Annotated in this window: 25 protein-coding genes and 1 tRNA gene; 13 read left to right on the top strand and 13 right to left on the bottom strand. The window is 35.4% G+C overall.

The window, feature by feature from the left end:
* Both ABMA72_RS07890 and ABMA72_RS07885 read left to right on the top strand, forming a co-directional pair.
* Positions 1 to 918, top strand: a complete 918-nt coding sequence (locus tag ABMA72_RS07890) for a spore coat protein U domain-containing protein (protein WP_103218805.1) — start codon at positions 1 to 3, stop codon at positions 916 to 918.
* Between the two features lie 44 nt (positions 919 to 962).
* Positions 963 to 1706: a hypothetical protein gene (locus ABMA72_RS07885; RefSeq protein WP_392857727.1), complete on the top strand. Its 744-nt coding sequence runs from the start codon at positions 963 to 965 to the stop codon at positions 1704 to 1706.
* A 5-nt stretch (positions 1707 to 1711) separates the two neighbouring features.
* Here the strand turns inward: ABMA72_RS07885 and ABMA72_RS07880 are convergent, their stop codons facing one another.
* The 3 genes from ABMA72_RS07880 to ABMA72_RS07870 form a co-directional block, all read right to left on the bottom strand.
* Complete coding sequence (locus tag ABMA72_RS07880) at positions 1712 to 1954, bottom strand: DUF6868 family protein (protein ID WP_103218807.1); 243 nt, start codon at positions 1952 to 1954, stop codon at positions 1712 to 1714.
* A gap of 10 nt (positions 1955 to 1964) precedes the next feature.
* Positions 1965 to 2717: a hypothetical protein gene (locus tag ABMA72_RS07875; RefSeq protein ID WP_393056732.1), complete on the bottom strand. Its 753-nt coding sequence runs from the start codon at positions 2715 to 2717 to the stop codon at positions 1965 to 1967.
* Between the two features lie 243 nt (positions 2718 to 2960).
* Positions 2961 to 3335, bottom strand: coding sequence for a VOC family protein (locus tag ABMA72_RS07870; RefSeq protein WP_103218809.1), 375 nt, complete (start codon positions 3333 to 3335; stop codon positions 2961 to 2963).
* A gap of 132 nt (positions 3336 to 3467) precedes the next feature.
* On the opposite strand from ABMA72_RS07870, the gene ABMA72_RS07865 reads away from it, so the two are divergent.
* From ABMA72_RS07865 to ABMA72_RS07855, 3 genes are all read left to right on the top strand, one after another.
* Entirely contained in the window at positions 3468 to 4862 is a 1395-nt protein-coding gene (locus ABMA72_RS07865) for a hypothetical protein (RefSeq protein WP_393056730.1), read from the top strand.
* A gap of 3 nt (positions 4863 to 4865) precedes the next feature.
* A complete protein-coding gene (locus ABMA72_RS07860) occupies positions 4866 to 6215 on the top strand; it encodes a hypothetical protein (RefSeq protein WP_392857716.1) in 1350 nt (449 codons plus the stop codon).
* Positions 6216 to 6420: 205 nt separating this feature from the next.
* On the top strand, positions 6421 to 7353 hold the full coding sequence (locus ABMA72_RS07855) for a hypothetical protein (protein ID WP_393056728.1): 933 nt from the start codon (positions 6421 to 6423) through the stop codon (positions 7351 to 7353).
* A 58-nt stretch (positions 7354 to 7411) separates the two neighbouring features.
* Here ABMA72_RS07855 and ABMA72_RS07850 read toward each other — a convergent pair whose 3' ends face one another.
* Entirely contained in the window at positions 7412 to 8983 is a 1572-nt protein-coding gene (locus ABMA72_RS07850) for a flotillin family protein (protein WP_392857700.1), read from the bottom strand.
* A gap of 19 nt (positions 8984 to 9002) precedes the next feature.
* Positions 9003 to 9563, bottom strand: coding sequence for a hypothetical protein (locus ABMA72_RS07845; protein WP_392857697.1), 561 nt, complete (start codon positions 9561 to 9563; stop codon positions 9003 to 9005).
* 275 nt (positions 9564 to 9838) lie between these two features.
* On the opposite strand from ABMA72_RS07845, the gene ABMA72_RS07840 reads away from it, so the two are divergent.
* The gene (locus tag ABMA72_RS07840; protein WP_393056726.1) at positions 9839 to 11821 is read left to right on the top strand and encodes a methyl-accepting chemotaxis protein; all 1983 of its coding nucleotides are present in this window, start codon (positions 9839 to 9841) and stop codon (positions 11819 to 11821) included.
* Positions 11822 to 11889: 68 nt separating this feature from the next.
* Here ABMA72_RS07840 and ABMA72_RS07835 read toward each other — a convergent pair whose 3' ends face one another.
* Positions 11890 to 12309, bottom strand: a complete 420-nt coding sequence (locus ABMA72_RS07835; protein ID WP_393056724.1) for a hypothetical protein — start codon at positions 12307 to 12309, stop codon at positions 11890 to 11892.
* Positions 12310 to 12633: 324 nt separating this feature from the next.
* Between ABMA72_RS07835 and ABMA72_RS07830 the strand changes: the two genes are divergently transcribed.
* Positions 12634 to 13383 carry a hypothetical protein gene (locus tag ABMA72_RS07830; protein WP_393056722.1) on the top strand — a complete coding sequence of 250 codons (750 nt, stop codon included), beginning with the start codon at positions 12634 to 12636 and terminating at the stop codon, positions 13381 to 13383.
* A 225-nt stretch (positions 13384 to 13608) separates the two neighbouring features.
* Here the strand turns inward: ABMA72_RS07830 and ABMA72_RS07825 are convergent, their stop codons facing one another.
* The 3 genes from ABMA72_RS07825 to ABMA72_RS07815 form a co-directional block, all read right to left on the bottom strand.
* The gene (locus ABMA72_RS07825) at positions 13609 to 14100 is read right to left on the bottom strand and encodes a hypothetical protein (protein ID WP_393056720.1); all 492 of its coding nucleotides are present in this window, start codon (positions 14098 to 14100) and stop codon (positions 13609 to 13611) included.
* A gap of 656 nt (positions 14101 to 14756) precedes the next feature.
* Positions 14757 to 14921, bottom strand: a complete 165-nt coding sequence (locus ABMA72_RS07820) for a hypothetical protein (RefSeq protein WP_393056718.1) — start codon at positions 14919 to 14921, stop codon at positions 14757 to 14759.
* Positions 14922 to 15198: 277 nt separating this feature from the next.
* Positions 15199 to 16173, bottom strand: a complete 975-nt coding sequence (locus tag ABMA72_RS07815; RefSeq protein ID WP_393056716.1) for a hypothetical protein — start codon at positions 16171 to 16173, stop codon at positions 15199 to 15201.
* A 641-nt stretch (positions 16174 to 16814) separates the two neighbouring features.
* On the opposite strand from ABMA72_RS07815, the gene ABMA72_RS07810 reads away from it, so the two are divergent.
* On the top strand, positions 16815 to 17162 hold the full coding sequence (locus ABMA72_RS07810) for a helix-turn-helix domain-containing protein (RefSeq protein ID WP_393056714.1): 348 nt from the start codon (positions 16815 to 16817) through the stop codon (positions 17160 to 17162).
* Entirely contained in the window at positions 17152 to 17664 is a 513-nt protein-coding gene (locus tag ABMA72_RS07805) for an ImmA/IrrE family metallo-endopeptidase (RefSeq protein ID WP_393056712.1), read from the top strand. The genes ABMA72_RS07810 and ABMA72_RS07805 overlap by 11 nt, the downstream gene beginning before the upstream one ends.
* A gap of 21 nt (positions 17665 to 17685) precedes the next feature.
* On the opposite strand, the gene ABMA72_RS07800 is transcribed toward ABMA72_RS07805, so the two are convergent.
* On the bottom strand, positions 17686 to 17904 hold the full coding sequence (locus ABMA72_RS07800) for a tyrosine-type recombinase/integrase (protein ID WP_393057080.1): 219 nt from the start codon (positions 17902 to 17904) through the stop codon (positions 17686 to 17688).
* Positions 17905 to 18468: 564 nt separating this feature from the next.
* Positions 18469 to 18999: a hypothetical protein gene (locus ABMA72_RS07795; RefSeq protein ID WP_393056710.1), complete on the bottom strand. Its 531-nt coding sequence runs from the start codon at positions 18997 to 18999 to the stop codon at positions 18469 to 18471.
* 333 nt (positions 19000 to 19332) lie between these two features.
* Between ABMA72_RS07795 and ABMA72_RS07790 the strand changes: the two genes are divergently transcribed.
* Together ABMA72_RS07790 and ABMA72_RS07785 are read left to right on the top strand one after the other, a co-directional pair.
* On the top strand, positions 19333 to 20079 hold the full coding sequence (locus tag ABMA72_RS07790) for a TIGR02147 family protein (RefSeq protein ID WP_393056708.1): 747 nt from the start codon (positions 19333 to 19335) through the stop codon (positions 20077 to 20079).
* Complete coding sequence (locus ABMA72_RS07785; protein WP_393056706.1) at positions 20072 to 21652, top strand: hypothetical protein; 1581 nt, start codon at positions 20072 to 20074, stop codon at positions 21650 to 21652. Before ABMA72_RS07790 ends, ABMA72_RS07785 begins: the two co-directional genes overlap by 8 nt.
* A 154-nt stretch (positions 21653 to 21806) precedes the next feature.
* Here the strand turns inward: ABMA72_RS07785 and ABMA72_RS07780 are convergent.
* Positions 21807 to 21882 (bottom strand) — tRNA-His (locus ABMA72_RS07780).
* Between the two features lie 162 nt (positions 21883 to 22044).
* Here ABMA72_RS07780 and ABMA72_RS07775 point away from each other — a divergent pair.
* Both ABMA72_RS07775 and ABMA72_RS07770 read left to right on the top strand, forming a co-directional pair.
* Entirely contained in the window at positions 22045 to 22647 is a 603-nt protein-coding gene (locus ABMA72_RS07775) for a hypothetical protein (protein ID WP_021266294.1), read from the top strand.
* A gap of 70 nt (positions 22648 to 22717) precedes the next feature.
* Entirely contained in the window at positions 22718 to 23446 is a 729-nt protein-coding gene (locus tag ABMA72_RS07770; protein ID WP_392857681.1) for an HAD family hydrolase, read from the top strand.
* Here the strand turns inward: ABMA72_RS07770 and ABMA72_RS07765 are convergent.
* On the bottom strand, positions 23409 to 24494 hold the full coding sequence (locus ABMA72_RS07765; protein ID WP_392857679.1) for an RluA family pseudouridine synthase: 1086 nt from the start codon (positions 24492 to 24494) through the stop codon (positions 23409 to 23411). The genes ABMA72_RS07770 and ABMA72_RS07765 overlap by 38 nt on opposite strands.
* Between the last annotated feature and the right edge of the window lie 50 nt (positions 24495 to 24544).

Genomic DNA, 24544 nt, shown 5'->3' with positions numbered 1-24544 from the left:
ATGACATTGTTTAAAGCTTTAGTAGCTACATTCTGTGTCTCATCTGTTTTAGCGGCAAAATGCGACTTAAATGTTAGCGTAAATAATTTTGTTGGGACAATATCTTCAAGCGTTCAAGCTGTTTCCCACCCTATTACAATTTCACGTTCTAGAAACGCAGCTCAATGTGAAGTCATTAGGGCCTTCTATAGTACTGGTGGAGCTGGGAACTATAATCGTATGGCATCGACTTCTAATAATTCGATTCCTTATAACTTATATAGTGACAGTAATATGGCTACAGTTCTTAAAGATGTGTCGGATGCAACTCAAGCTGGTGAGTATAGTGTGATTAATTTACCAGTGAGATACAACTCTTATCAGTCGAATTTTTATATTAAGCAGGTTGATCTCGATACTGTCTTTTCAAGTGGCTCTGGTTACTTTGGCGATAATATTCAAATTAGTTTCTATAGTATTAAAAACAACGGCCAGCTTGAGTATGAAACGACTGCGTATTTTTATCTGCAGTTAGTTGTTCCAAGATATGCTGAGCTAAGCTTAGTTCCTTTGGGTTCTCCTCATGACCCTAACTCTACTCAATATATAATGAATTTTGGAAATTTAACGAGTCAGGATGTAAAGAGTGCAACTCTGAATGTGAAGGGTAATGTAGGCTTCGGTGTTTATATGACTTCACAGAATGGCTCTTTGTTAAAGAATGCAGCAAGTAGTGTTCCTTATCAAGTTAAGGTGGGACCAAACAATTACGCATCTCTTTCAAATGCTGGACAAGAGACCTTCATGTTTCAGCGTAATAATGCCACTTCAATCAATGCTGAGAGCTATCCTATCTATGTGAAATTAGGGAATGTTCCAACAAATGCATCGACTGGTGATTATGAGGATGTCATTACAGTCACAGTTAAAGCTTGGTAAAAATATTACTTAAGTAAATTGCTCAAGTTGTCGATAAGAACTCCATGAATATAAAAGACCTAAAGTACGGTGTTGCCGTACTCGCAATTGGTGCGACTACTTTTTACTTTACTGAAAACTATATTGCAGACTCTAGGCAAGCTAAACGAACCATCGCTAGTGAAGCTGTTGCCAACAACTGTCTTGATGCTGTTGGATCATTCTTAGGACCTAAGAAAATTGAGCCATTTGCAAAGGTTAATCTTGTGCTAAAAGAAAATGCACGCAAGGTTAATGGTAAGATTGTAGGCTATACTCGAAGTGGTTTTGAAATTAGAGGTTACGGTAACCATCAGTTAGTTTCTTATAATGAGATCTCAACAATTAATGGCAAAGAACTAAGCTCGGTTGAAATTTATCGTTTACTTCTAGCTGCTGAAATTGGAAAAACAAATTCTGATCAAATCCAGGTGCGTGTCCTGAATAATATTGAGTTTGAAGATATAAAAGGTCATAACTTCAAAACAGATGGGGTAACAATTAGTTTTCAAGATCAGCAAGGTGTAAAATATAAGATTCCACTTGATGAGATTTATCACTTCTCTGCTATCGATCCAGTTGATGTTGCAAGAAAAGAAGTACAAACATTTGAAGGTGAGTTTGTATCGGTTCGTTTGACTAATGGTGACGTTGAAGATGGTGTAATTGTTCTATCTGCTGATAGGAAATTTGCAGAACTTACAAGCGTTCATGACGAAACTGAAGTCGTGCAAATCCCTCTTGATGAGATTGAATTAGTCATACAGTAATGACTCTATAGAATAAATTTAAAAACGAGATAAGGTGTTATATTAAACACAATCACAAGTAACTTGAAGTTCGCTAGGTATTTAAAATACATCTTAGGGAACTTCTTTTCTTTAATTCCAAACATACTAGCGTGAATCTCAATTACTTGTTTTTTGAATATGAGAATCATTACTGTTGAAAGTAATAAAAAACCCATATTTATAACTGCACAATAACCTAAGAAAGATGTCATCAATTCTGTCTTCATTTAATCTCCATTAGTCCTTACTTGGTAAGTTTTCGGCAAAGCCTCTAAACGCATAGGCTAAGATATCACGATCAACTGGTGTTTTAGGGAATGGGTATTTCTTATTCATACTTTCAGTGTTCTTCTTAGATGAAAAGGCCGAGACTAGATCAATGATCTTGTCTACACCGTCTCTTTTTCTAATTGTGTATTCTAAGTCATTACGATCTGATTTCTTTATTATACCATTCCAGGCAAGGTATTTATTTCTAATATCATAGACAGAGAAGTTAATATCCATACTTCTTCTTGTCGTCGTTGTTAAATTACGATCGCCGGTTTCTTTTCCTTCTGCGTTTGTTATAGCCGATTCTGTTCTATCATTTTCAATTATGTCACTTTCAATTCTGGCAAAGACAAGGTAGCGACGTTTCGTTATATTTTGTCCTAATATCGTAAGGGATTTCTCACTGAGAATTCCATCTTCTTCAATTTCACGTAGTATCTCACGATAGAGTCCTCGACCAATTTTTTTGATCAGTGGTGATGCATTATCAACGAGTAAGTCTCTTCTTTTTTCTTGTAATTCGACACGAAATTGATTTGCTGTACTTATTTGCTTCTTATAATCCCAGTTCTCTCCAGTATGGACTATCCCTGCAATTGTTAATCGTTCTGCTTGAACATTTGTATATGTGAAATCGGCCGTCTTTCTTAGGCCATGTACTTTTGTTGCACATGAAGTAATTAGTAGGGTGCTTAAAAGCACGATAAACTTTAACATCTATTTCTCCAGTCTCTAGTTAAGCTAAAACCATTTTATTAGAGCAGGACCCACTTAACAATAGGTTAGATTTTACGTAGTTATCATTATGAAAAATTAAGATGAAATTAAATGTATGAACCTGTTTTGATGCTATTATGAAGATGGTAGGAATCCTTCGGGAGGACTGCTCAGCTCGCAGCTTCTGTCTGTGGGCAAGAAAAGAGGTCCTCGCATTTGGCGAGGGCCTTTTTTTGTAAGGTCTTAAATCTGAGCAAAGAGGTCAACTTGATTTCCATTTGGGTCTCTAACTGAAGCGTATCTTTGTCCCCAAAAAGCATCCCATGGTGATTTTTCGATTTCAAAACCAGCGTCGACGATACGTTGGAATAGCTTATCTACTTCACTAGGAGTTGTTTGTTGAAAACATAGAGTGATTCCAGAATTTATAGGCTCTTTCCAATCGTTATTAATCTCTTTAAGCAAATCGAATGAATCGAGCATGATTCGTAGTCCATTTTCTTGCGTGGCCTCATAATGGCCCTTTCCATATTCTTCAAAATCAAAGTTTAATAAGTTGTAAAATTGAATAGTTTTTTCAATATTCTTACAAGCAATCCCAATCGCGCTTACACTCATAGTGACTCCTTATTCTTAGATTTAGTTTTTGTTGTCTTGTTTTAACCACAGCTTAAATTGACATGATTTGCCCTGTGGCTTTTATTAAAGATACATTTTTTATCGGGACTGAACAATATCATAGGAGGATATGTGAAAAAGTTAACAAAAATGGCAGTTGCTCTGGCCGTACTTTCTACGGTTGCAACGTCTGTTTCTGCTTCATCGAGAGTAATTCGTGACAACCGTTTAAAAGATTTAGGAATTTCACCTGTCTTAGGACGAGGCTACTCGATAGCGACCAATACTTATCAAAGTACATGTTTGGGTAAAATTGAAACGACTCAGCCATCTTATGATTTAAAATATCGATATATTGAAATTGAACAAGATTGGGAGACTCAGTATAGACGTTCTTTTGAAACAAAGAATACATTTAAATTTCTATTCTTAAAAAATAATGTAAATGTTTTTTCAGAAGTAGAGGGTAATACAACATATCACTATCACTATATCTTTGCCGATATTGACGTTGATAGTTACTATCATTCACTTTCAGAAGGAAATAGTGATTTAAGTGAGAGTGCCGCAAGTCTTTTAACTAAAGGGGACGTTGTTGGTTTCTTTGATTCTTGTGGTCCCTATTATGTACGCTCAATCGGTCGTCACTCGAGCTTCCTAGGTTTACTACGTTATCGAACAACATCAGTTGAAAGAGATGTGAATTTTGAACTCGAACTTAAGTCGAAGATGCGTGGTTTCTTCTCAGGTGGTTCAACTGATACAACAATTTCAACAGAGTTTAGAACGGAAACACAGACCAAGAGACTAGAGATTAATATCTGGGCATACGGACTTGGTAAAGGTGAACTTGCAGATATTATTCCAACAGACATTGATAGCTTTAAAGACTCAGTACGTGATGTTGTAAAAACGATGCAAGATCCAAATGCTGGCCGTATTACAACAATGGAAGTCGCTCCTTGGATTGAAAATACTCAATTCCAAGATCTTTTAGAGTTAGAAGATGAAGAAGAAAAATTACTATTTGAAAAGAAAAAGAATCTAGAGGCCAATGCTGAAATTATAAGCGAGCTTGATCGAATTGATAGAGCACAAGTGGATCAATATTTTAAGGCAAGTAATTGTCGCCGAATTCTTGAAGATGAATATCTTAATATTGATGATGACTTTGGTGGAGGATATGAACCCGAAAATACATTCTTCTCTAACTTATCTCAACCAAATAGTCAGAGCTCTGAGATTTCATTGGAAGCATTCGATGCTGTTCTTTCTACTGAAAAGGTCGAAGAATATCTGATCGCAAATTATATATTTAATTATGGACAGCCTGAACCAACTCCTGAACCCGAAACAGGTGCGCTAGCTTGTATTAAATCGATTCATGAACAAGGTATTGATCAGGTACATTTTAGAAATATTCCTGCGTGTGTCGATGCCAGATTAACGGGGGTGCCAGTGTCTCCTCTTTTAGATAACTATTGTATGCCAGAGTTGGCAAGAGTCATTATTCCTGATGATGCATAATTTATGAAAAATATAGCTTATATACTTTTAATAATTTTCCTAGGTGGGGCCAAAGCAGTGGCCCTGCCTCTACAAAACACAATTAATGAAGAGAATTTTCATTCTTCTTTGTATATTGATGACCCACGCGTTACACAGCTAAATGGACATCTGAAATTATTAGATGGTTTCTCAAGGAAATTGTTTAAACAATCAAATACGTGTTTCGATCTACAGGACTTCAAAGGGACACAACAATCTAATATTCAGTTAGATTTTCATCAGAAGGTTATTGGTACAAATCTCTATAACCCTTTCTTTAGTAAGTACTATAATAATGTCTACAGTAGTCATGTTGATAAAATTCTTAGGGCCCAAGATCAAAAGATTACAAATACAATACAGATTGCAATACATAAAACAACATATGCACGAGAGCGAGATACTGAGTATGTTGATATTAATTCACGTTATAATCAACTGATAACAAATGGTGATTTTTTTAAATTTAGTGAATTATGTGGAAGTGGTTATGTGAACTCTTTTAATAAATACGCAGGAGCATGGTTTACTATTGTATTTAATCGAAGTGCAGATAGTGATGATTCTGTTTTCACAAATCTCCTTGAAGCTTATATTCGTTTATTTGATTCAACTGCAGAACCAAAGATAAGGGCACAATTAAATAGAGAACTTGCTAATCGTGCAGCGGTTCTTTATGCCGAATTTAGAGGAGTGAATCCTTTAACTATACCTATTCAAAATCTTAGAGATATAGCGGAATTTAGATCCTTAATTACAAGAATTAAGTCTGCCATGCTAGCGTCAGATGCTGGCCTTTATATGGCCTTGGAATATACTCCTTGGGGTTATAATGATGTTTTTCAAAAATCTTTTTATGACTTTCTTGTTCGAAATAGTAAGGAACCGATTCCTTCTGAACCAAATAGAGCTCAGTGGTTTAACTTTTATCAAAACATGGAAATAGCAAGACTAATGAGTGACGCTATTGCTTATGAATCAGATATCGTTGGGCGATTTGAAGTCTGTCGTAATCAAATGTTAAGGGACTGGCCACTACGTGGAAATGAGAAAAAGTTATTCGTTAATCATCTTGATACAGATGGTGCAGGAATTGCTCTGGCCACGATCTATCAAGTTTTAACTGAAGAAGCACTAAAGAGCTTACAAGACAAGTTGGCCAACTTACAAAGTGGAGAAGAGAACTCTGTTTTACTTTGTAACAAAAGATTGAATGGACAAACTTTTCTTTTGAATCATTACCGCGAGTTAGTTGAGTGTAAATGGTTTGATGAGTTTACTAAGTCGCCATCTTTAATTTTAGATGCTCTTTGTCCACTGACACCAAAGTAACTCTATAAAAAGATTAATATTGACATTAATTCTACAACGTTCTATTTTGCCGCATCACCATCAATATCTAAATATCAAGGAGGCCAGTATGAAAAATAATTCATTGAAAAACTGTTGGGCGACCTTGAATCTATCTCTGCGAGTCAGACAAAAATAGATTTCAATTATGCCCTTTAAATGATCAAATTCTACAAAGGGTAAATAAATGAATTTAAATAAAAATGACGTGTGTTCATTTGCACAGGCACAATTAAATACTTTTAATCTTAGTGAATTAAAAATAGCTAAGGAATTAGCACTTAGAAGTATTAGTGTTGAAATCGAAGAGGAATTTGAAGAGCTGAATTCTATCGAGGTAATGCAAGCAAGGCATTCTCACTTTTGTGTATCGGGAGTTCTTGTTGAAGATTACGCTGAAAGAATCATAGAACTAGAAAGTGATAAGAAACTAGTCTACGGGATTCGCCACATGGGTGGAAATATCGATATTCCGTTTATTCAACTTCTTGCCAACTTTAGCTTAACGACTAAGGAGGCATTAGAATTATACGAAAGTGTAAAACCTCAGTTTAATAAGTTTAACCCTCTTTATATCTGTTTCCACTCATCGGTGAAATTAGAAGATGTTGATATGATTGCTGCAACTCACATGGTCACTTCTTCTCGAGAGATTAAAAAACTTAACGCTTGGCCTTATGAAGAAAAGTTAAGCTTTAAGATCATTAGAGATGACTCTTATCACGCTTGGTATAAGAAGGGGTATGAGGATTTTAATCGTGAGGTTCCCGAGCTCTCTAAAAGAGTAGTGGCAAATTCTCATGAATCGATGGAAGGCTCAATGGAGCAAGGACTTTTACAACTTGTTTTCTTAGGTGGACAACAAATTGGTCTAATCGCTGCTGAACGTTCTGCGTTTCTAGGCCATGATGGTATCTATTTTCATGAGATTTTCATCGATAAGAATTGGAAAGGTAAGGGACTAGCTAAAGCAATTCAGAGAAAATTTGTTGCTGAAAATACTAATGAGACAGATTTTGTTTGGGGAACAATTGATCACTCAAATCTAAGCTCTTATAAAACTGCTTTATCTAATGGCCGCAAACCTGTGCGCTATGAGAATTTTGTCTGTATAAATTAATTTTAAGAATCAATATCTGAAAGATGGCCCTCTTCGTTTATTTAAGAGGGCCCATATTTTATTGATTGTGACTTGTTGGAGGGACACTATCAATGGCATTATTTTCTGGTGGTGTTAGCTGTCCAAGAAATTCAGGAAGTTCAACACCGGCCTGTTTTGCAAGATCGTGCACAGCAGGTAGGGAATTGATTAGCCCACTAAGAAAGTTTGACGTTGCACTCTTTCCATTGTGACTATTTCCGCCACCGTCCCATACAGTAACCTTATCAATTTTAAGGTCTTGTACGGCCTTAACTTGCTGAGCAATAATTTCTGGTAATTGTTCAACCATAAGTAGTGTAGGGACAAGTCTCTTATCATCCCCAACAATTTCAACAAGCTTGTTGTAACCTTGGGCCTTGGCCTCGAGTACTTTTTGAATACCTTGTGCTTCAGCTTCATATTTCGCTAGAATTGCATCTGCTTCACCTTTTGCAATTCTTCTTTGTCTTTCTGCTTCTGCCTCTGCAGTAATTTCAACTTTTCTCTTATTAATCTCTTCTTGTGCTAGTTCTGTTTTCTCAAGCCTCGCAATCTCTTCTAGCTTCTGTGCTTCAAGAACTGCCTTTTGCGCTTGTGCCAGGGCAACTTCCCCTCGCTTGGCCGCATCTGCTTGCTTCTCTTTTAGAGTAGCATCGTATTCAGCAATACTTGCCTTCGACTCATTTTCACCTTTTACAGACTCTGCCTCTTGAATGGCAACGAAGACTCTCTGCTCTTTTAAGGCTTCTTTCTTTCCTTGTTCTGTAATGGCCCTTTGTTTTGCTTGGGCCACTTCCTGCTCTCTTAAAGCAGCGGCCTCTCCTGTAATACCTTCTGCTTCGTATTTTGCAATACGAATTCTTTTATTTCTTTCGGCTTCTTTTTGACCAGCTTCTGATTCAGCAACTTGATTAGCAACTTGAACTTCTTTTTCTTTGTTAGCATTTGCTTCACCAATGGCACCATCTTTGTCTTGTTCTGCTACTTCAACCTTTGCTTTGTTAATCGCTTCTGCTGCAGCTTTTTTACCAATTGCTTCAATATATCCTGACTCATCTGTAATATCTCGAATGTTAACGTTAATCACATCAAGACCAATTTTATTAAGCTCAAGGTTTACGTTCTTATTAACTAGGTCTAAGAACTTTTCTCTATCCTGGTTAATCTCTTCAATTGCTAGAGTTGCAATTACAAGACGCATTTGACCTAGAATAATATCCTGGGCCTGGTTTGATACTTCCGCTGTCGATAGGCCAAGAAGACGCTCAGCTGCATTCGTCATAATATTTGCAGTTGTCGAAATACCAACCGTAAATGTGGAAGGAACATTTACTCGAATATTCTTTTTAGAAAGTGCACTTCTCAAATCAATTTCAATTGTCAGTGGCTCTAGTGAAAGATATGTGTAATCTTGAAGTAGTGGAATGACAAATGAACCACCACCGTGAATACACTTGGCAGACTGGCCACTACCAACACTTCCGTAGATAACAAGAATCTGGTTTGAAGGACATCTCTTATATTGTTTTGATAAAAAGATGGCCGCAAAAAGTAGAATTAAAACAGGAACAACAATAATTCCCATAATTCCAAAAGTACTAAATAGCATGAGTAATCTCCCTTAAGTATTATGCTTTCTTAACGATTAAATTTCCTGAGTCATCAACATAGTGAACTTTGATGCTCTCAAATGCTTTGATCGCTTCACCCTTGCTACTTGCTTGTAGAATCTGTTGCTTATTTCCAATTGTGATTTCAACTTGGCCAATACCTTCACCCTTAGCAGGAATATTTGTATATGCACGGCCTGTTCTTCCAATTGCTTCTTTGATATTTACTTTTGGAATATTGTTAAATTTCTTAATTTGAAACGTGATGAATGAACTAAAGAGCATCATGACAAAACCAAAGACACCGGCCGCTATAACACCATTAACATCAGATAATTCCCACTCTTGTTTTGCTGCTAGGCCAATCCAGCCAGCGCCCATAAAGAAAGCTAGTATCGACTGTATCGAGACAAGGGTAAAAGCATCACCACCATCAGCATGTTCGATATCCATATCACCATCGAAGTCTGTGTCTCCATCACCCGTTACAAAAAGAAGAAGCATCTTTAATACAAATAAAAGTGTTCCTGCAAAGGCCATAACCGCGTAAACAGGGTTTTGAGAAAATATCTCTTTCATCTAATCTCCGAAAATAAATAATGTTCAGTTTTTAGTATATGGATAAAAATTCAAGTGGTTAGTGGGTAAAAATGTCTAGAGTGGCTCTAGTAGGGCTTTTTGAGTGTTTTTGTTCTTTATTTTAAATATAGGTTATAAGCCTAAGTCATTGAAATTATTTTTCTGTACTTAAGAGCTGCTTGAAGTAAATACGACTGACAAACAATAAAAAAACTTAATAATAATCAATTGTTTACCGAGATGTCTGCATATCAAATAGATTTAGGGAGAGTGTAATGTTAAACAGGTTTAGTTTAAAGTTTAAGGTATATAGTAGTTTTATTACGATGATCAGCTTGATAGCGCTAATATCAATTTATGCTACTTATAACTTTTCTACTTTGGCTTCAGAGTTTTTCACATATCGAGAGATGGCCATGGATTCAAACTTATCAAGTGAAGTTCAGTCCAATATGTTAATGGTTAGAATGAATGTGAAAGACTTTATCATTTCATCATCAGAAAAAGATATTAAACAATTTAACGAATACTTTGATGTGACAACTAAGAAGATGGATCAAGCATTGGTTGATATTCAAAAAACAAATCGTGCTACGATTCTTCAAGCTACAAGTCAAAATTTAAAAGAGTACCAAAATCATTTTAATGAAGTTGTAGGCCTTATGAAAGAACGAAATAGGCTTGTTACAGAAAAACTTAATATTAATGGTAAATTAATGGAAGAAAAGCTTTCTCGAATCCTTTTTACAGCTAGAAGGGACAGAGACATGGTGGCCGCATATAACGCTGGTATTGCCATGAGAAACTTACTTCTTGCAAGACTATATGTTACAAGGTTTTTTGATACAAATGATAGAGACTCTGTAAATAAAGTTGTTCACGAACTAAGAGAGTTTGAAAAAGATATCAGTGTACTAGAGAAAAACTTACAGAATTCTGAACGCCGTAAATTACTACGCCAGATTTTAACAATAGAGAAGTCTTATTCATCTGATTTTCAAAAACTAGTTACGATTATTAATAAGAGAAACAATATTATTACAGAGAAGCTAGATGTATTAGGTCCTAGAATTGCGAGTAATATAGAAGAGGTAAAGCTTGATATTAAATCAGTTCAGGATAAATTTGGACCGAGGCTTAAAGATCATCTTACTGAAGCAAAGACTGTCATTGTTATTATTTCTATTATTGCTCTGATTACAGGGATTGCCTTAGCTGTGTTCTTTGTTTCATATCTATCAAAAACAATCGCTATAATTAATGAAGGAATCCAAAATAGTTCTAAAGACTTAAATAGTGTTTCAAATTCATTAAATGATTCTGCAAATAAATTATCGAGTGCTAATCAACAGCAATCGGCTGCTCTACAAGAAACATCTTCTTCGATTCACGAAATCTCTTGTATGGTTGCCAACAATACGCAAAATGCTCAGGAAACGGCATCTCTTTCTGAAGAAAGTAAGAACTTTGCAAACGAAGGAAAGGACTCGGTAAATACTGTTAGAAATAGAATGGATGATATCCAATCAAATAATGAAGAACTTGTTAAGAATATTGAAAACAGTAACCGCGAAATTGAAGGGCTAATCGACGTCATTAATAGAATTGCAGAAAAAACAACTGTCATTAATGATATCGTTTTTCAAACGAAACTTCTTTCTTTTAATGCTTCTGTTGAAGCGGCAAGAGCTGGAGAGCATGGGGATGGATTTGCTGTCGTTGCACACGAAGTCGGTCAGCTAGCGGCCATGAGTGGTGAAGCTGCAGAAGAGATCTCTCAGCTTCTTTCTGGAAGTATCACTCAAGTTCGAAGTACAGTAGATAAATCTAAAGAGATGATTTTAAGATCTGTAGAAAAAGGAAAGATTTCTGTTGATGAAGGAGTTAAGGCTGCACAGGAATGCGAAGTTATTCTAAATGATATTTTAAATAGCTTTGATAATGTAAATCAGTCAGTAAAACAAATCTCAAGTTCTTCTACTGAGCAGTCTCAAGGAGTGAATGAGATTACTTCAGCTGTAACTCAACTGAGTCAATCAGCAAATGAAAATAGTATTGTCACTCAGGAAGCATATAATAAGGCCCAAGAAGTAAACTCATTGGCCTCTAGATTACATGAACTTTCACAATTAACAGTAAAGCTAATTGAAGGTGAAGGTAAAATTATTCCTGGAAAGATTAAGCAAGTTATTGATGAAGATATCCTTGCAGAAAGTGAAAGAGTTTCAGAGGTATTTTCTAAGTCAGAAGCAGCGTAGGAATTAATTAAAAGATATATTCACACAACTTGCTTTTAAAATTAGCAAGTTGTGTGTTTTTGGATTTACTAGAAAATTGGCTTTGCAAGCTCGCAGTCATCGTTCATATCAAACATAACAACTTCATTGCTATCTTTAAATTGAAAGATAATTGTATCTCGCTCACCAGCTTGGTTAGCATCATCGTTTCCAACAACACTATAAACAAGAACACTATTCTTAGTTTCTAAGACGGTCATATAGTCACGACTTGAATATGGAAATTTCTCATAGGCCACATCTTCAGCAAGTGAACCATTTCTTTCACCATAACGTTCTTTAAATCTTTCACTAAGAACTTTGTCTCCATTCTCGTAAAATTTGATTCGTTGACCTAGCTTAAAAAAACCATAGTTGATTTTAATTCCATAGTCTCCGTTAGAGCATTTCATTGCAAAGACTGATGATGACGATAATAAAATCGCCAGTGCTAAAAATAAATTTTTCATACCTTCTCCCTTTTTGTTTTTTCGGTTTCTAGCACTCTGGAGTAGGTCGGTGAATGGTAGTGTAATTTTTATTGGATGTCTTTTTTGTGTTGCGCGTTGGTTTTGTGGCTGAGTTTATTAAAATTTTAAAAAGAATTTTCTTATCTCTTTTCTACTCTTTAAATGATGAAAGCTTAGATGCTTATATTCTTTATCTTTCATCTTCTCGCTCAAGTTGAAAGAGTGGTTTTTCCACTTCCTGATGTTCCGATGACGAGAATTCTTTTCATAATATCAGTCTCTTATACTTTAAAGTTCTAAGCCCAAGTATCCGATAAGTTTTGTATGAAATCAGAAAACGCTAAACTTATTCGAAGTTTTATTGCTATTGCAATTTCTTTTAGTGCTGTTTGGTATGCCTCTAATGAAAGTTCTAATGTATCACGTTCAACGGCATCATTTAATCCTATCGGTAATTGCTTTCATGTTTTAAAGGGGCTATTGAAAAATTATGATGTCAAAGTAGGACGTGATGTCAGTATTCTAATGACAGATGGCCGTAATATAGAAGGTAAAATAGCTACTTACTCTCGTGGTGGATTTCAAGTTAATTCAAAAGAAGGGAACTACCTTATTAGCTATTCTGAGGTCGAAAAAATAAATAACGATGTACTGAGTGAAATAGGAATCTATAAGAAGCTTCTCGAAGATGATATTAGTAAAATACAAGGGCAACAAGCTAATATCCACTATCATAACGGTTATGACTTTTCTAATATCGTTGGTTCTGATTTTGAAATAGGTGAGAAGACGCTAAACTTTACATCAGTTAAAGATGGCAGAAGAATGACTTTTGCTTATGAGAAAATCTACGATGTCTCGATCATTAACCCTGCTAAGGAAACCAAAAAAATACGACAAGACGTAAAATTATTTGAGGGGGAATTTGTCACAGTAGAGCTAAAGACTGGTGAAAACTTTGATGGTGAAATTGCTCTATCTCCTGATGGGAGTCGTGTTGATATTTTTGACATAGATAATCCAGAGGATGTCGTCTCAATTCCGGTCACTGATATTAAAAGTATCTATCAATAAAGTTGAATAATTGAAGTGCAGAGTTGGTGACCCCGCTTTGCAGCCATTGTGGCCTCGTATGTGACTCTCACGACTTTGTCGTTGTTACAAAAGCCAATCATTCTCCACATATAAAAGAAAGCCCCCGCATGAATACGGGGGCTTTCTTTTAATGGGGTGACCGGCGTAATCTTTATAGCTTATTAATAAAATCCATTTGTACCTTAAAGGTAGAAAATTATAGATTTAACTGTCTTTTTCATTAGGCCCTTCGATAATTGTGTTGAGACATTCAACCAGTTGATGAGTAGATTCTTTTATAGATTTAGCATCTTTTAGAAGTGTTTCGAGTTGATCTATGTTTATTTTTTCATTTTCATCTTCATGCTCTTCATCTTCAGTTAAGCTTTTATCGCTTGTTTCATCAAGAAAAGATTTCTGTTCAATAAATTTTTGAACATCATTTATTGAAAATTGTGAAATATCAGTTATTTCTCTTTGGAAAATAAACTTTGGAAAATTCGATTTAGAGGAGCTTTTTGTGTAGTCAGTAGTAACGTGAACTTTTTTAAATGGACATCTATATCCAGAATAATGCAACAAAACTTTCATCCCATCATCGTCATCAGAGTCTGGTCTAAGGTCACATTGTCTAATTTCTCCAATATATATTTTATCATTCTTAAGTGTTATTAAAGATAAGTATCTAAAGCGATTTTGGTTTCTGATTAGTTTCATTAGAAAAGCGACGTCTTCTCTATCGTCCCTTTGAAAGATATAGAGAAAGGGGCTTGAGACTATTTCTTTTATTTTTGTACTGATAACAAATAATACATTAAAAAAAACCAGAACAAGATCAAGAATTTGTAGGATAACACTTAGAAGCCTAAATCCTATCTTCTTAAAAATGTTGGACTTTTTGTTTTTGGTAACACGAAATGAGTATCTTCTGTATTTTCTAAATAGCCTATCTATTGAGTTTAGGAAGCTGTCTATAATCTTAAATACAAAGTCTAATTGTTTTGAGTGTAATATTCTAATGACCAGACTATATACTAAGCTCAATAAGATCGAAAAAAAACCTATATCAATCAAGCTTCTCATAAAATTATACTGTTCAATATATGGGATATTTGGCTTAAAGGTTAGGTCAACAAAATTATTAGCAATTAAACTATATTGGGTAGGAAATAGTTGAATTATATGAGATCCACAAGCTAAATAGGTAATCCAACTGACTGTGAGTAGTAATGAAGACGCTATCATAAGAGATAGAATCATTAGCCATCCGCTAAGAGTAGGAAGACAATAGTTGTATAATTTCTTTATTGTTAGGAATGTAATAAAACCAGGTACAATAAAAAATAGAATTAATCCCATACTATTTTATAGGACTACTTTTTATCGGTTTTTTTATCGGAAGATTTCACCTTCTCTTTTTTATCTTCTTTAGTTTCCCACTTGTCTGCTATCAAAATGCTTCCTGAAGGACTAAATTTAAGACCATTGTGAAAAGATGGTTTTACTTTTTTTCTAAATAGAGATGTTAGACTTGTCATCATATTCTCCTATCAACATTAATTATAACCGCTAATACCCTTGTTGGTAACGCTGCGGCAAGTTGATCGACTAACTTATAACATAAATACAGGTGTTTACCTAAGAAGTTATCGGTAACTAATAACTTTTACTTTAGTATTTTCAGGAGAGAGTTGCGTCTTAAATGAGGCATGGTTAACTGTAGGGTGTTGATAATACATTTCTCACAGGTGTTGGCAGCTTTTTAACAAGTTAAGAAGCGTAGGAAGGTGTTTCCTCCTACGCCACTAAAATAATTTAGATGCTTGAGTCTTTAAGTCTGGAAATTGTTTCTTTTAGGTCCTTTTTCCAGCTTTTAGAGTGAACAATCCTTTCGAATTTACCTTTGTACTTTTTCATTAGTTCTGTACGGCTAAGTTTAGAGAGTTTTTTCCAGTCGTCCTTAATAATATAGAGTGCATTCCCATAAGTTACATTCTCAAAAACAACAAGGTCGTCATCAAATAATGCTCCGAAGTAGCTGCCAAATCCATTTGTACCTCTGATATATGAGTCAGGTTTAAGAGCAGCTAAGGTTTCATATCTGTCATTGACTCTGTCACCCATATAGCTTTTTGTTTTCTTATTCCCTGTAAGAAGTGACTTGAAGATTTCTTCTTTTGTTCCTGCAGGGAAGATTTCCCAGTTAAGGTATTCTTCTTTTAGGTATTCATCATCCGATGCATTTAATTCAAATACGTCACTTACCCCAACATTTTCTTGTAATACATTGATTGCACTTAATAAATATTTCTCAAAATCAAGCTCCCCAATCATGAAGTTAGCATCTATTTTGAATTTCAATATATAGGATTTTTGGTCGCCATCTTCTACATTAAGTAATCTTATTTTAATAGAATAGTTAGTAGGAGCATAGACATCCCTAGGGTATACTTCTCTATATTGAGTGATAGTATTAGTACCTTTTGAATAGTCTCCCCAGATTGGTACTTCAAAATCAAAAGCTTTAAGATACTTTGGAAGGTCTTTTCTCACTTTTACATGGCCATTTAGGTTTTTCTTTGATGCTAGACCATTGTCTATTGGTGGAGTTAAGTTTATATCACCCAGAGACTTTATTTGGTTAAGAGTTAATCCCAATTGATCGAGCTTTCCATTAAGTATCTCTGTCTCTGTTACTCTCAAGATTGCCCCAACTTCTAAGTAATTAGAGTTAAATGTTTCTATTTTTTTATTGATATGCTTTGGGATTTTTCTGTAGTTTTTAGGCATTTATATACCTCCATTTAAATTTAAGTTAATAATGAAAGGGGAGGATTACTCCCCTTTGTAATTACCTTTTCTCTTTCACTAGAAATTTGAAAAAGCGGGCATTTTTTGGGTAAACGATTCTGCCATTCTTACGAATAAACTTGCAGTAGACCCATTTGTAACCCTGTGGCGCTTTTTTGTTAGCCATAGGAACTCCTTTCGATTTAGAAAAATCGAATTAGTTTAGGGTTACCCACTTGCCTTAAATTTAAATCTGGGATATATTGAAATTCTCACAATCATTATATCTACCAAATTTGCTTGCCAAACAAGGTGGGGTTTTTGAACTTTGGCCGGGCTAATTTAGCCCCCAAGGGTTCAACTCATAATCACTAATCATCACATCAACCAAACATGAATCACCTCACTCAAGAGTTAGTTAAAATTTAATCCAGACTGAAAGCATTTTCAGACATCATCCTTGAATCCGCTTGAACAACTTACTGTCGCGGAAACGCTACTTAGACGTAAAACATCAATGTTATTCTAAGCTACTATTAATATAATCTAAATTGTGTTACATGTCAAGCTTTTGTAGTGTAGTATTAACATTTTTTCGGTTTTGTTTGACTGGCCGTGTCTGGCCGTGCTAGAATTTAAGTATGGAAGGGAATATATATAATAATTTCGGTAGTTTAATTAGAGATAGAAGAAAGAGTCTCAAAATGAATCAGTCCGAACTCGCTAAAAAATCATCAATTAATAGGGTAACTATTGCAAGAATTGAAAATGGTGAGCAAAAAATCTTCCTAGATACAACTCTTAAGCTTATAAAGGCACTTGATTTAGATTTAGTGGATGTTATCGAAAAGCTGATGAGTATCTCTCCAGAGAAAGAAATTGAAGATAAGTTTAAAAGTTCTGAGACGCAAGATTTAATGATGAAAATATTAAAACTTGAAAGAGAGAAGAAAGATAAAGCTAAGCAAGGAGGTTTGGATGCTGAGTAGCAGAAAAAGGCAGATAAAAAGAATTGCAGATAATTTATGGCGAGAAAATAACTTAACGCCAGGATTTGATATCCATGATCTTTTAGAGAGAAAGGACATTATCTTTAGAGCAGAAAATCTCGAGGATGGTGTTTCTGGCGCATTATTAGTAGATGGTGATTTGAAAATTATCACTGTAAGCAGAAGTGATGGCCCTCAGAGACAAAGATTTACGATTGCTCATGAGTTAGGTCATGAAGCCCTACATGATGGCTTCTCTGTTTCAGTATCAAGTACAGCTAAAGAATATTATAGAAATACTAAATCTTCTACAGGTGAATATGAAAAAGAAATTGAAGCTAATTTCTTCGCAGCCTGTCTGTTGATGCCTGAAGATGCGATACTGGAAGAAATTCATCACGATGAAGCTATTGATGACAATCGAATTTCTCAGCTTGCTACAATTTTCAATGTTTCACAAATGGCTATGGCCATTAGGCTATCTAGCCTAGGTTTTGTATAGAGAGAGGGCTTTTCCCTCTCTTTACGATGCTAAAAACTGTAGAGATTCTGTAGCAGACTGCTCTTGAACCCCTGATAGTCTAATATACCTGTTTGCGGTATCTAATCCTTTACATCCACAAATTTTCATAATCTTAGGAAGTGACACACCATTATTGAGTAGTTGGGTTGCAAAGCATGCTCTTAAAGAGTGAAAAGTAATTGGTCTAATGCCAATTTGTTCACAAAATTCTCTTAGTATAAATACTTGAACTCCATGTCTCCAGTCTCTCAGTTTTGGGAGTACTTCCTTACTTTTAGATGTAGATTTTAATTTTAAAAAAAATCTTTTAGTTCTGAGTTGATTGGAACATACCTCCAGTAACCTGCTTTAGTAGTTTTAATTTCATTGAGTCTCTTATTATAGCTTTTACTTATTGTTATTAGATTACTATCGAAGTCAATATTATCCCAGGTTAATGCATATAATTCACCATTTCTACATCCTGTATGAATCGCTAGTAACCAGTGTGGATACCATGGATGATTTACTTCAATTGCCTTTGATGAATGATGTGTTATTTCACTTTTATTTAAGACATAAGAAACTTTCTCTGATTTATTAACGATATGAATATTGCTTGTTGGAATATGAAAGGTATTACAAATCAAGCCTTCTGCAATTAACCATTTGTAAATACAATTTATGTTTTGCTTAATCGTTCTTTGAAACTTTGAAGACTTTCCATTCTTTTTAGCACTTTCAAATTCGGCTCCAGTTTCTTTTTCATTGACTGCGTATAATAAAATATTATTTTGAAAATTTCTAAAGATATCTTTGATAAAGAATTATCAGCGCAATTATTAAAAATAATATTGAGAAAAAATTATAACGAACTCGAGTAAAGTATAGAAAGGACGTATTATCTAGTAGACGATGATCTATATTAACTTGGCCATTTGATACTTTATGAATCCATCTTGGTATTTCAAAAAAATGATCTTCTAGTGCATGTATTTTGAAGTTAAATGGTTCTTCACTTCCCTTTAAAATAATATCCAATCTTCTATAACGAAGCTCCTGTGACACTTCTATCTTTTTAATCCTCTTGATAAAAACTTCTTGTTCATTGCTTCCGTCTGTATAGTAGACCTTCTCTTCTGTCATAATTAGTTTTTCATTTATTGCTTTCTTAAGCATGTATAAAAATAAAAGTGTGAGAACTGGTAATACAATAACAGATTGATCTATCCCATCTTCAGTTAATACCAAACTGAATGTGATGATGTTTAGAAAAAATACAAATGTTCCAAAATAGATAGTCTTTCTATTGAATATGATAGTTTTCTCATTCATGTATAAATTATGTAATAGTTCTGGTTTTACTTCAATGAATGAATAATATTCTATGTGAAATGGATTTTAGATATATTAAAAAAGAGATAGGGGTGCAGAGCTGGTGACCCCGCTTTGCTGCCATCGTGGCTTCGCGGGTGAACCTCATCGTGAAGACCTCCCACCAATTTGTCGTTTACGGCCAAAATTTTTCCAAGCGTCACATCCGGCTGTGGCAAGGAATAATGTGTAATGGAAAATGGTTGAACAATATTTCTGTGTTCTAAAAATAAAACAGAACACTTTGTTCTAAAATTTGTTGTTGTTCTAGTTTTTATCTGCAAAAATCTTCTTATGCAAAACGAGATAATAGAAAGACTTTCAAATGAATTTGCAAATGCAAGGGCAAAGAATCCATCTTATTCGCTGAGGGCTTATGCTAATAGGTTAGGCATTCAAGTTTCAGCTTTATCTGAGATATTGAATGGAAAAAGAGCCATTACAAAAAAGATGGGACAAAACATTTTGTCTGGTCTTGGAGTTAATCCTATCGAGTCGGAGAAAATATTATCAGGTTCGAAAGCTAAAGAAGAATCTAATTTATCATTGGACTATTTTAAGGCCATTTCTGATTGGTATTACTTTGCGATTCTATCTTTGGCCGAAATTCCAAATTTTAAAGCACGGCCTGAATGGATATCCAAGAGATTAAATATTTCACGGAGAGAAGCAAAGTTCGCTCTAGATAGGCTTATAAAACTTGAAATGTTAGTGGAAAACAAAGATGGAAGCTTTGAAGCATCAGGCATCCAATATAAAACACCTACAGATATCTTAAATGTTTCATTAAAGAATCATACAGTTCAAACTCTAGAACTCGCTATGAATTCCGTTCTCAATGATCCAATTGAAGAGAGGGATTTTTCAACTGTTACAATGGCCATCGACCCCTCTAAAATCGATGAAGCAAAAAAGATGATTAAGTCGTTTAGAAAGCGATTGTCTAAGAAACTCGAAACTGGAAGCAAAAAAGAAGTTTATAAATTGTCAGTTCAATTATTCCCTTTAAGTAGGAAGCGTAAGGAGATCGAAAATGAATAGAAAGATTTTATTATTATTTTTGTCTATTATCACATCAAGAGCGGTGTATGCAGGGCATGAGACAGGAAATGGTGGAGATGGAATACTGTGCACTAAGACAGATGGAAAGACCTATGTGCAATTCTATGACCTATATGAGGCTAAAGCTGTTTATGGATTAAATATTGATCTTGGTGCTGAGACATTAAGTGTTGAAAATAAAGTTGAGCTAGCAATAAATCGACTTGAAGATATAAACCCGAGCCGAAAAAAATTGTACAGAAATTGGTTTAACTCATTTTACTCTGAAACCGAATTTACTTTAGATAACTTAATTGATGTTCCAGATACTATTGATGGCCGAATACCTCCCTCTTGTTCTTTGGAGCAAGTTATTGTTCAGAGGACTCCAAGGTTTCCAGGTCAAAAAAGGTATACCATAGATAAAAAATTATGGGACTTAATGGATAATACCTCTAAGGCTTCAGCAATCTTGCACGAGCTAATTCTTCGAGAAGCTGTAAACATTTCTGGTCACACAAACTCTATTTCTGCGAGGTATTTAAACGCTCGTTTGAGTACGAATAGTTTCTCATCCCAATCACTGCGAGATTACGTTGAGTTAATTAAGTCAATTGACTTTCGTCACTTCGATGCACATGGGGTAACTTTCTCGCTCTTTTCATGGAGGAACGGAACTAGAAGAGAAAATGGTTTAACATTTTATAATGATTCCAAGTTAAAAAGTGGGTATGCAGAGTCTTACAAAGAAAATCAAAAAATAAAGATTGGGAGTAATGAGATAGACTTTCCTGCACAGACGATCTCATTTTATAAGAATTCGCAGATAAAGGAAGTGGGATACTTTTCTGTAAATAACCCATTGAAGTTTAAGTTAAATGATCTTGGTTTGGTAATACTGAATGGAGACATTTTGAGAGTTGTATTTAATGAAAATGGTAACTTAAAAAATATTGATACAGATGGTGAAGTAAATTTAAATTTATCCTCAACGAATCTAATATGTTCTGGAAAAAGAAAAATAAAGCTAGAAGTCTCTATGGGGAACGTCGTTGAATTCACTTGCTCATCTTCTTCTGACTGGGCCGGCGGGCTCTTATTTTATCAAAACAAATGGAACCCCGTTAACTCATTTAGCTTAAAGACAAACCTTGGTTTAAAAAAAATAAATTTTGGAGAAGCTAGAGATCTTGAGTTTAATGGCATTTCATTTGAAACCTTAAGCGAAGTTATTTTTCACGAGGATGAGATTGCAAAGTTAGTGATAACGGAGTCTGCTATAAATGTAGGCTTAGCAGACAGATCGTTTGAGTTTACCGGGCAAATAGAGTTCAATGATCTAGGTGATTTAATAAGTGGACGCATTGATAGCATGGAAACTGTTCTACAAGGGAAGGAAATTGTTTTGGATGGTGAAATTAAGTTTCATGATAACGGTAAAATAGCGTCAGCTATCCATGAAAACTTTGGTTCATTTAACTTCAAGATGGTGGATGGCCGAACAATCAATTGGAAACCATATTACAGGTTTTGTCTTAATGAGAATGAGAATTTTATTGAAGGTTGTTACTAGGTATGCAGAGCTGGTGACCCCGCTTTGCGGCCATCGTGGCCTCGCGGGGGACCCTCATCGTGAGGGCCACCCACGACTTTGTCGTTGCTACAAAACCCAATCATTCTCCACATATAAAAAAAAAGCCCCTTCTTTCGAAGGGGCTTTTTTTTAATGGGGTGACCGATGGGGCTCGAACCCACGACAACCAGAATCACAATCTGGCGCTCTACCAACTGAACTACGGTCACCATAAGAATGTGGAATTATTTATAAATGCTTGGGCCTTATGAGTCAACACTTAATTGCATAATGTGTAAGGTTTGTGCGAAGCGTCCTAGGAATATCTTGCATATAAATGCCCCAAGGCATTAAAATGATTAGTGAAGTTACCAAAAAACTAGGAAGGATATATGAAAAAGGTATTTCTATCACTAATGATGCTTTCACAAGCTTCAATTTTTGCTTACGGGATTGGTCAATCAACAATGCCAATGCTTAGCGGAAGCAAGCAAATCGCAACGGAACTTACTGGAATTACGTCTGATAAAGGCGGAATGGGTATGCAAGTTCGTTACACTCAAAAACTAGATGAAAAATTAATCGTAGACGGTGGGATTGGTATCTCAGGTGGTGAGCGTTCACAAAGACTATTTGTTGGTGCTGACTATGAAATCTATCCAGATTATATGCAACAACCAAGAGTTTCTGTGAAAGGGATTCTTGAGCGTTCAACTGAGTTTGACCAAGGGATCACAAAAATCTCAATGGCACCAACTGTTACTAAGGGATTCTCTTTCTGGGGTAAAGAAGCTTATCCATATGCTTCTCTACCAGTTGGACTTTCACTAAATGGTGACACTAAAACTTATGATACAACAATCAGTCTTAACACTGGTATCAACGGTCAACTTCCAATCGAAGGTTTCAAGCACCTAAACGGAACAATGGAAGTTCAAGTTGGACTTAAGGATTCATTCACAGCATTCCTTGCTGGTGTATCGTTTCCACTATAATATCTTTCAGAAATTATATATAACTAAGAAGGCGGCCTAGAGTCGCCTTTTTAATTAACAGGACTATCCAATGACAAAAATTATTCTCTCTGATTTTGATGGAACACTTACTCACCATACTGAGATGAGTAGTGAGCTTTTCGATATTTTAAAATTAGCAGATGAGAAGAAAGTTCCTTTTGTCATTGTTACTGGCCGCTCAATTTCTTGGGCACACTTTCTTATCACTCACTTTACTTCACTTCCTATTGTTATCTCAGAAGGTGGGGGAGCAATTAGTTGGCGTGATAAAGCAGGGCTTATTCAAAATGAATTTCTTGTACCTGAAAGTGAATTAGCAAAACTTGAAGCCTTTTGTATAAAGCTTAAAGAAAAATATCCTAACCTTTATTTAACAAGTGATTCACTTGGAAGAGTTGCTGATCGTGCTATAGAGTTATGTGATCTTGAAGATGATAAATTTAAAAATGAAATTTGCCATCTTATGGATGAAGAGGGAATTAACTACTCAACATCAAATGTGCACTTAAACTTTTGGTGTGGAAATCTTTCAAAGGCAAATGCAACAAAGGTTCTCTTCAACAAATTCTACCCAAATTTAAATATGGCCGAAGATGCAATCTACTTTGGCGATAGTCTTAATGACCAATCAATGTTTGATAAAGTGAAGACATCAATCGGTGTTTCAAATATTAAATCAGTACTCGATAAGCTTGCAGTTAAGCCGCATGTAATTCTTGAAGGAAGTGAGAATGCAGGGCCTAGCGGGGTTTTAAGCTACCTGAAAAATAATCTTTAGCAGCGTCTTTTATCGTCGATTCAATTTCTTCAACAGGAGTTGAAAATCTCTCTTTAATTAAAGGGATGAAGTCTTTTGGTAGAGAGGAGATATACATGCGATCTTCACCCTTGTAATGAAGCTTAAGTCCAATCGCGTGAAGGCAGTGGCGGTTATGCTCCATCTGATCATATTCTTCAGGACTCGCAAGATTGTCTTTAAAGCGTTGGAACATTTCAAATGAACCAAGATAAAGTTTATCACCAACAAGTGGTAGGCCTCTAAGCATGGCGTGAACACGAATTTGGTGCTGGCGTCCTGTTTGAGGAAAGGCCAGACCAATGACATAGTCGCCTTCTTTAAATAAAACCTTAAAGTCTGTGTAGGCGTGTTTACCTTCATGGGAATCTTCAGGGTAAGAGTCGATATAAACTCTTTTAAGTCCTTCCTCTGAAGCTCCAAGACGCTCGTCTGAAAAGAATTCGATCTCACCTTTGTAATCTTCATTTGCCTTGGCAATAAAGAAGTAGCATTTCTTTACACGATCATGGATGAATTCCTCGCCCATAAGATTTGCAATCTGAGGCTCCTTTCCAAGCATCATAACCCCTGACGTTTCGCGATCAAGTCTGTGAATCGAGTGAATGGTCTTTTCATACTTCTCTTCAAACATAACTGTTGCACAGTAGAAGAGGTGGCGGCCAGTAGGGTGGCAGGCCATATAAGGAGGCTTATTCATCACAATGAGCTCTTTGTCTTCAAAGATAATCTCTGGCCTCTCATCGAGTTCAATTAGTTCACCACGCCAGTACTCATCCTCTTGTGTCGTTCTTTCGATCTTGAAGAAGATTCTTTCTTTGTAGTGGAGAGTTGTTGAAGGTCGATGTTTTCCTGGACGGCCAATGATTTTCACATCGCCGGCCTTGATACGTTTCTTTACTTCTTGGCGTGACCAAGTCTCAAGATAGATCTGCAAATATTGATCCAGTCTCATACCATGCTGAGTTTCCTCAACATAGTATGTGACTTCATATACTTGCGTTGTAAATTTCTTATTGAGAATGGCCATAATTTCTTAGGTTCCAGCAGACTTTTACGTAAGCATAGCATTAAGATTAA

It is taken from the genome of Halobacteriovorax sp. CON-3 (genome assembly GCF_043196995.1).
GTDB lineage: Bacteria > Bdellovibrionota > Bacteriovoracia > Bacteriovoracales > Bacteriovoracaceae > Halobacteriovorax_A.
This window is presented reverse-complemented; position numbering and strand designations above follow the sequence as displayed.

What these genes read in the sequence shown, in the direction of transcription:
- ABMA72_RS07890 (WP_103218805.1), top strand. Translation starts at nt 1, where the DNA reads ATGACATTGTTTAAAGCTTTAGTAGCTACATTCTGTGTCTCATCTGTT.
- ABMA72_RS07885 (WP_392857727.1), top strand. Translation starts at nt 963, where the DNA reads ATGAATATAAAAGACCTAAAGTACGGTGTTGCCGTACTCGCAATTGGT.
- ABMA72_RS07880 (WP_103218807.1), bottom strand. Translation starts at nt 1,954, where the DNA reads ATGAAGACAGAATTGATGACATCTTTCTTAGGTTATTGTGCAGTTATA.
- ABMA72_RS07875 (WP_393056732.1), bottom strand. Translation starts at nt 2,717, where the DNA reads ATGTTAAAGTTTATCGTGCTTTTAAGCACCCTACTAATTACTTCATGT.
- ABMA72_RS07870 (WP_103218809.1), bottom strand. Translation starts at nt 3,335, where the DNA reads ATGAGTGTAAGCGCGATTGGGATTGCTTGTAAGAATATTGAAAAAACT.
- ABMA72_RS07860 (WP_392857716.1), top strand. Translation starts at nt 4,866, where the DNA reads ATGAAAAATATAGCTTATATACTTTTAATAATTTTCCTAGGTGGGGCC.
- ABMA72_RS07855 (WP_393056728.1), top strand. Translation starts at nt 6,421, where the DNA reads ATGAATTTAAATAAAAATGACGTGTGTTCATTTGCACAGGCACAATTA.
- ABMA72_RS07850 (WP_392857700.1), bottom strand. Translation starts at nt 8,983, where the DNA reads ATGCTATTTAGTACTTTTGGAATTATGGGAATTATTGTTGTTCCTGTT.
- ABMA72_RS07845 (WP_392857697.1), bottom strand. Translation starts at nt 9,563, where the DNA reads ATGAAAGAGATATTTTCTCAAAACCCTGTTTACGCGGTTATGGCCTTT.
- ABMA72_RS07840 (WP_393056726.1), top strand. Translation starts at nt 9,839, where the DNA reads ATGTTAAACAGGTTTAGTTTAAAGTTTAAGGTATATAGTAGTTTTATT.
- ABMA72_RS07835 (WP_393056724.1), bottom strand. Translation starts at nt 12,309, where the DNA reads ATGAAAAATTTATTTTTAGCACTGGCGATTTTATTATCGTCATCATCA.
- ABMA72_RS07830 (WP_393056722.1), top strand. Translation starts at nt 12,634, where the DNA reads ATGAAATCAGAAAACGCTAAACTTATTCGAAGTTTTATTGCTATTGCA.
- ABMA72_RS07825 (WP_393056720.1), bottom strand. Translation starts at nt 14,100, where the DNA reads ATGAAACTAATCAGAAACCAAAATCGCTTTAGATACTTATCTTTAATA.
- ABMA72_RS07820 (WP_393056718.1), bottom strand. Translation starts at nt 14,921, where the DNA reads ATGACAAGTCTAACATCTCTATTTAGAAAAAAAGTAAAACCATCTTTT.
- ABMA72_RS07815 (WP_393056716.1), bottom strand. Translation starts at nt 16,173, where the DNA reads ATGCCTAAAAACTACAGAAAAATCCCAAAGCATATCAATAAAAAAATA.
- ABMA72_RS07810 (WP_393056714.1), top strand. Translation starts at nt 16,815, where the DNA reads ATGGAAGGGAATATATATAATAATTTCGGTAGTTTAATTAGAGATAGA.
- ABMA72_RS07805 (WP_393056712.1), top strand. Translation starts at nt 17,152, where the DNA reads ATGCTGAGTAGCAGAAAAAGGCAGATAAAAAGAATTGCAGATAATTTA.
- ABMA72_RS07795 (WP_393056710.1), bottom strand. Translation starts at nt 18,999, where the DNA reads ATGAATGAGAAAACTATCATATTCAATAGAAAGACTATCTATTTTGGA.
- ABMA72_RS07790 (WP_393056708.1), top strand. Translation starts at nt 19,333, where the DNA reads ATGCAAAACGAGATAATAGAAAGACTTTCAAATGAATTTGCAAATGCA.
- ABMA72_RS07785 (WP_393056706.1), top strand. Translation starts at nt 20,072, where the DNA reads ATGAATAGAAAGATTTTATTATTATTTTTGTCTATTATCACATCAAGA.
- ABMA72_RS07775 (WP_021266294.1), top strand. Translation starts at nt 22,045, where the DNA reads ATGAAAAAGGTATTTCTATCACTAATGATGCTTTCACAAGCTTCAATT.
- ABMA72_RS07770 (WP_392857681.1), top strand. Translation starts at nt 22,718, where the DNA reads ATGACAAAAATTATTCTCTCTGATTTTGATGGAACACTTACTCACCAT.
- ABMA72_RS07765 (WP_392857679.1), bottom strand. Translation starts at nt 24,494, where the DNA reads ATGGCCATTCTCAATAAGAAATTTACAACGCAAGTATATGAAGTCACA.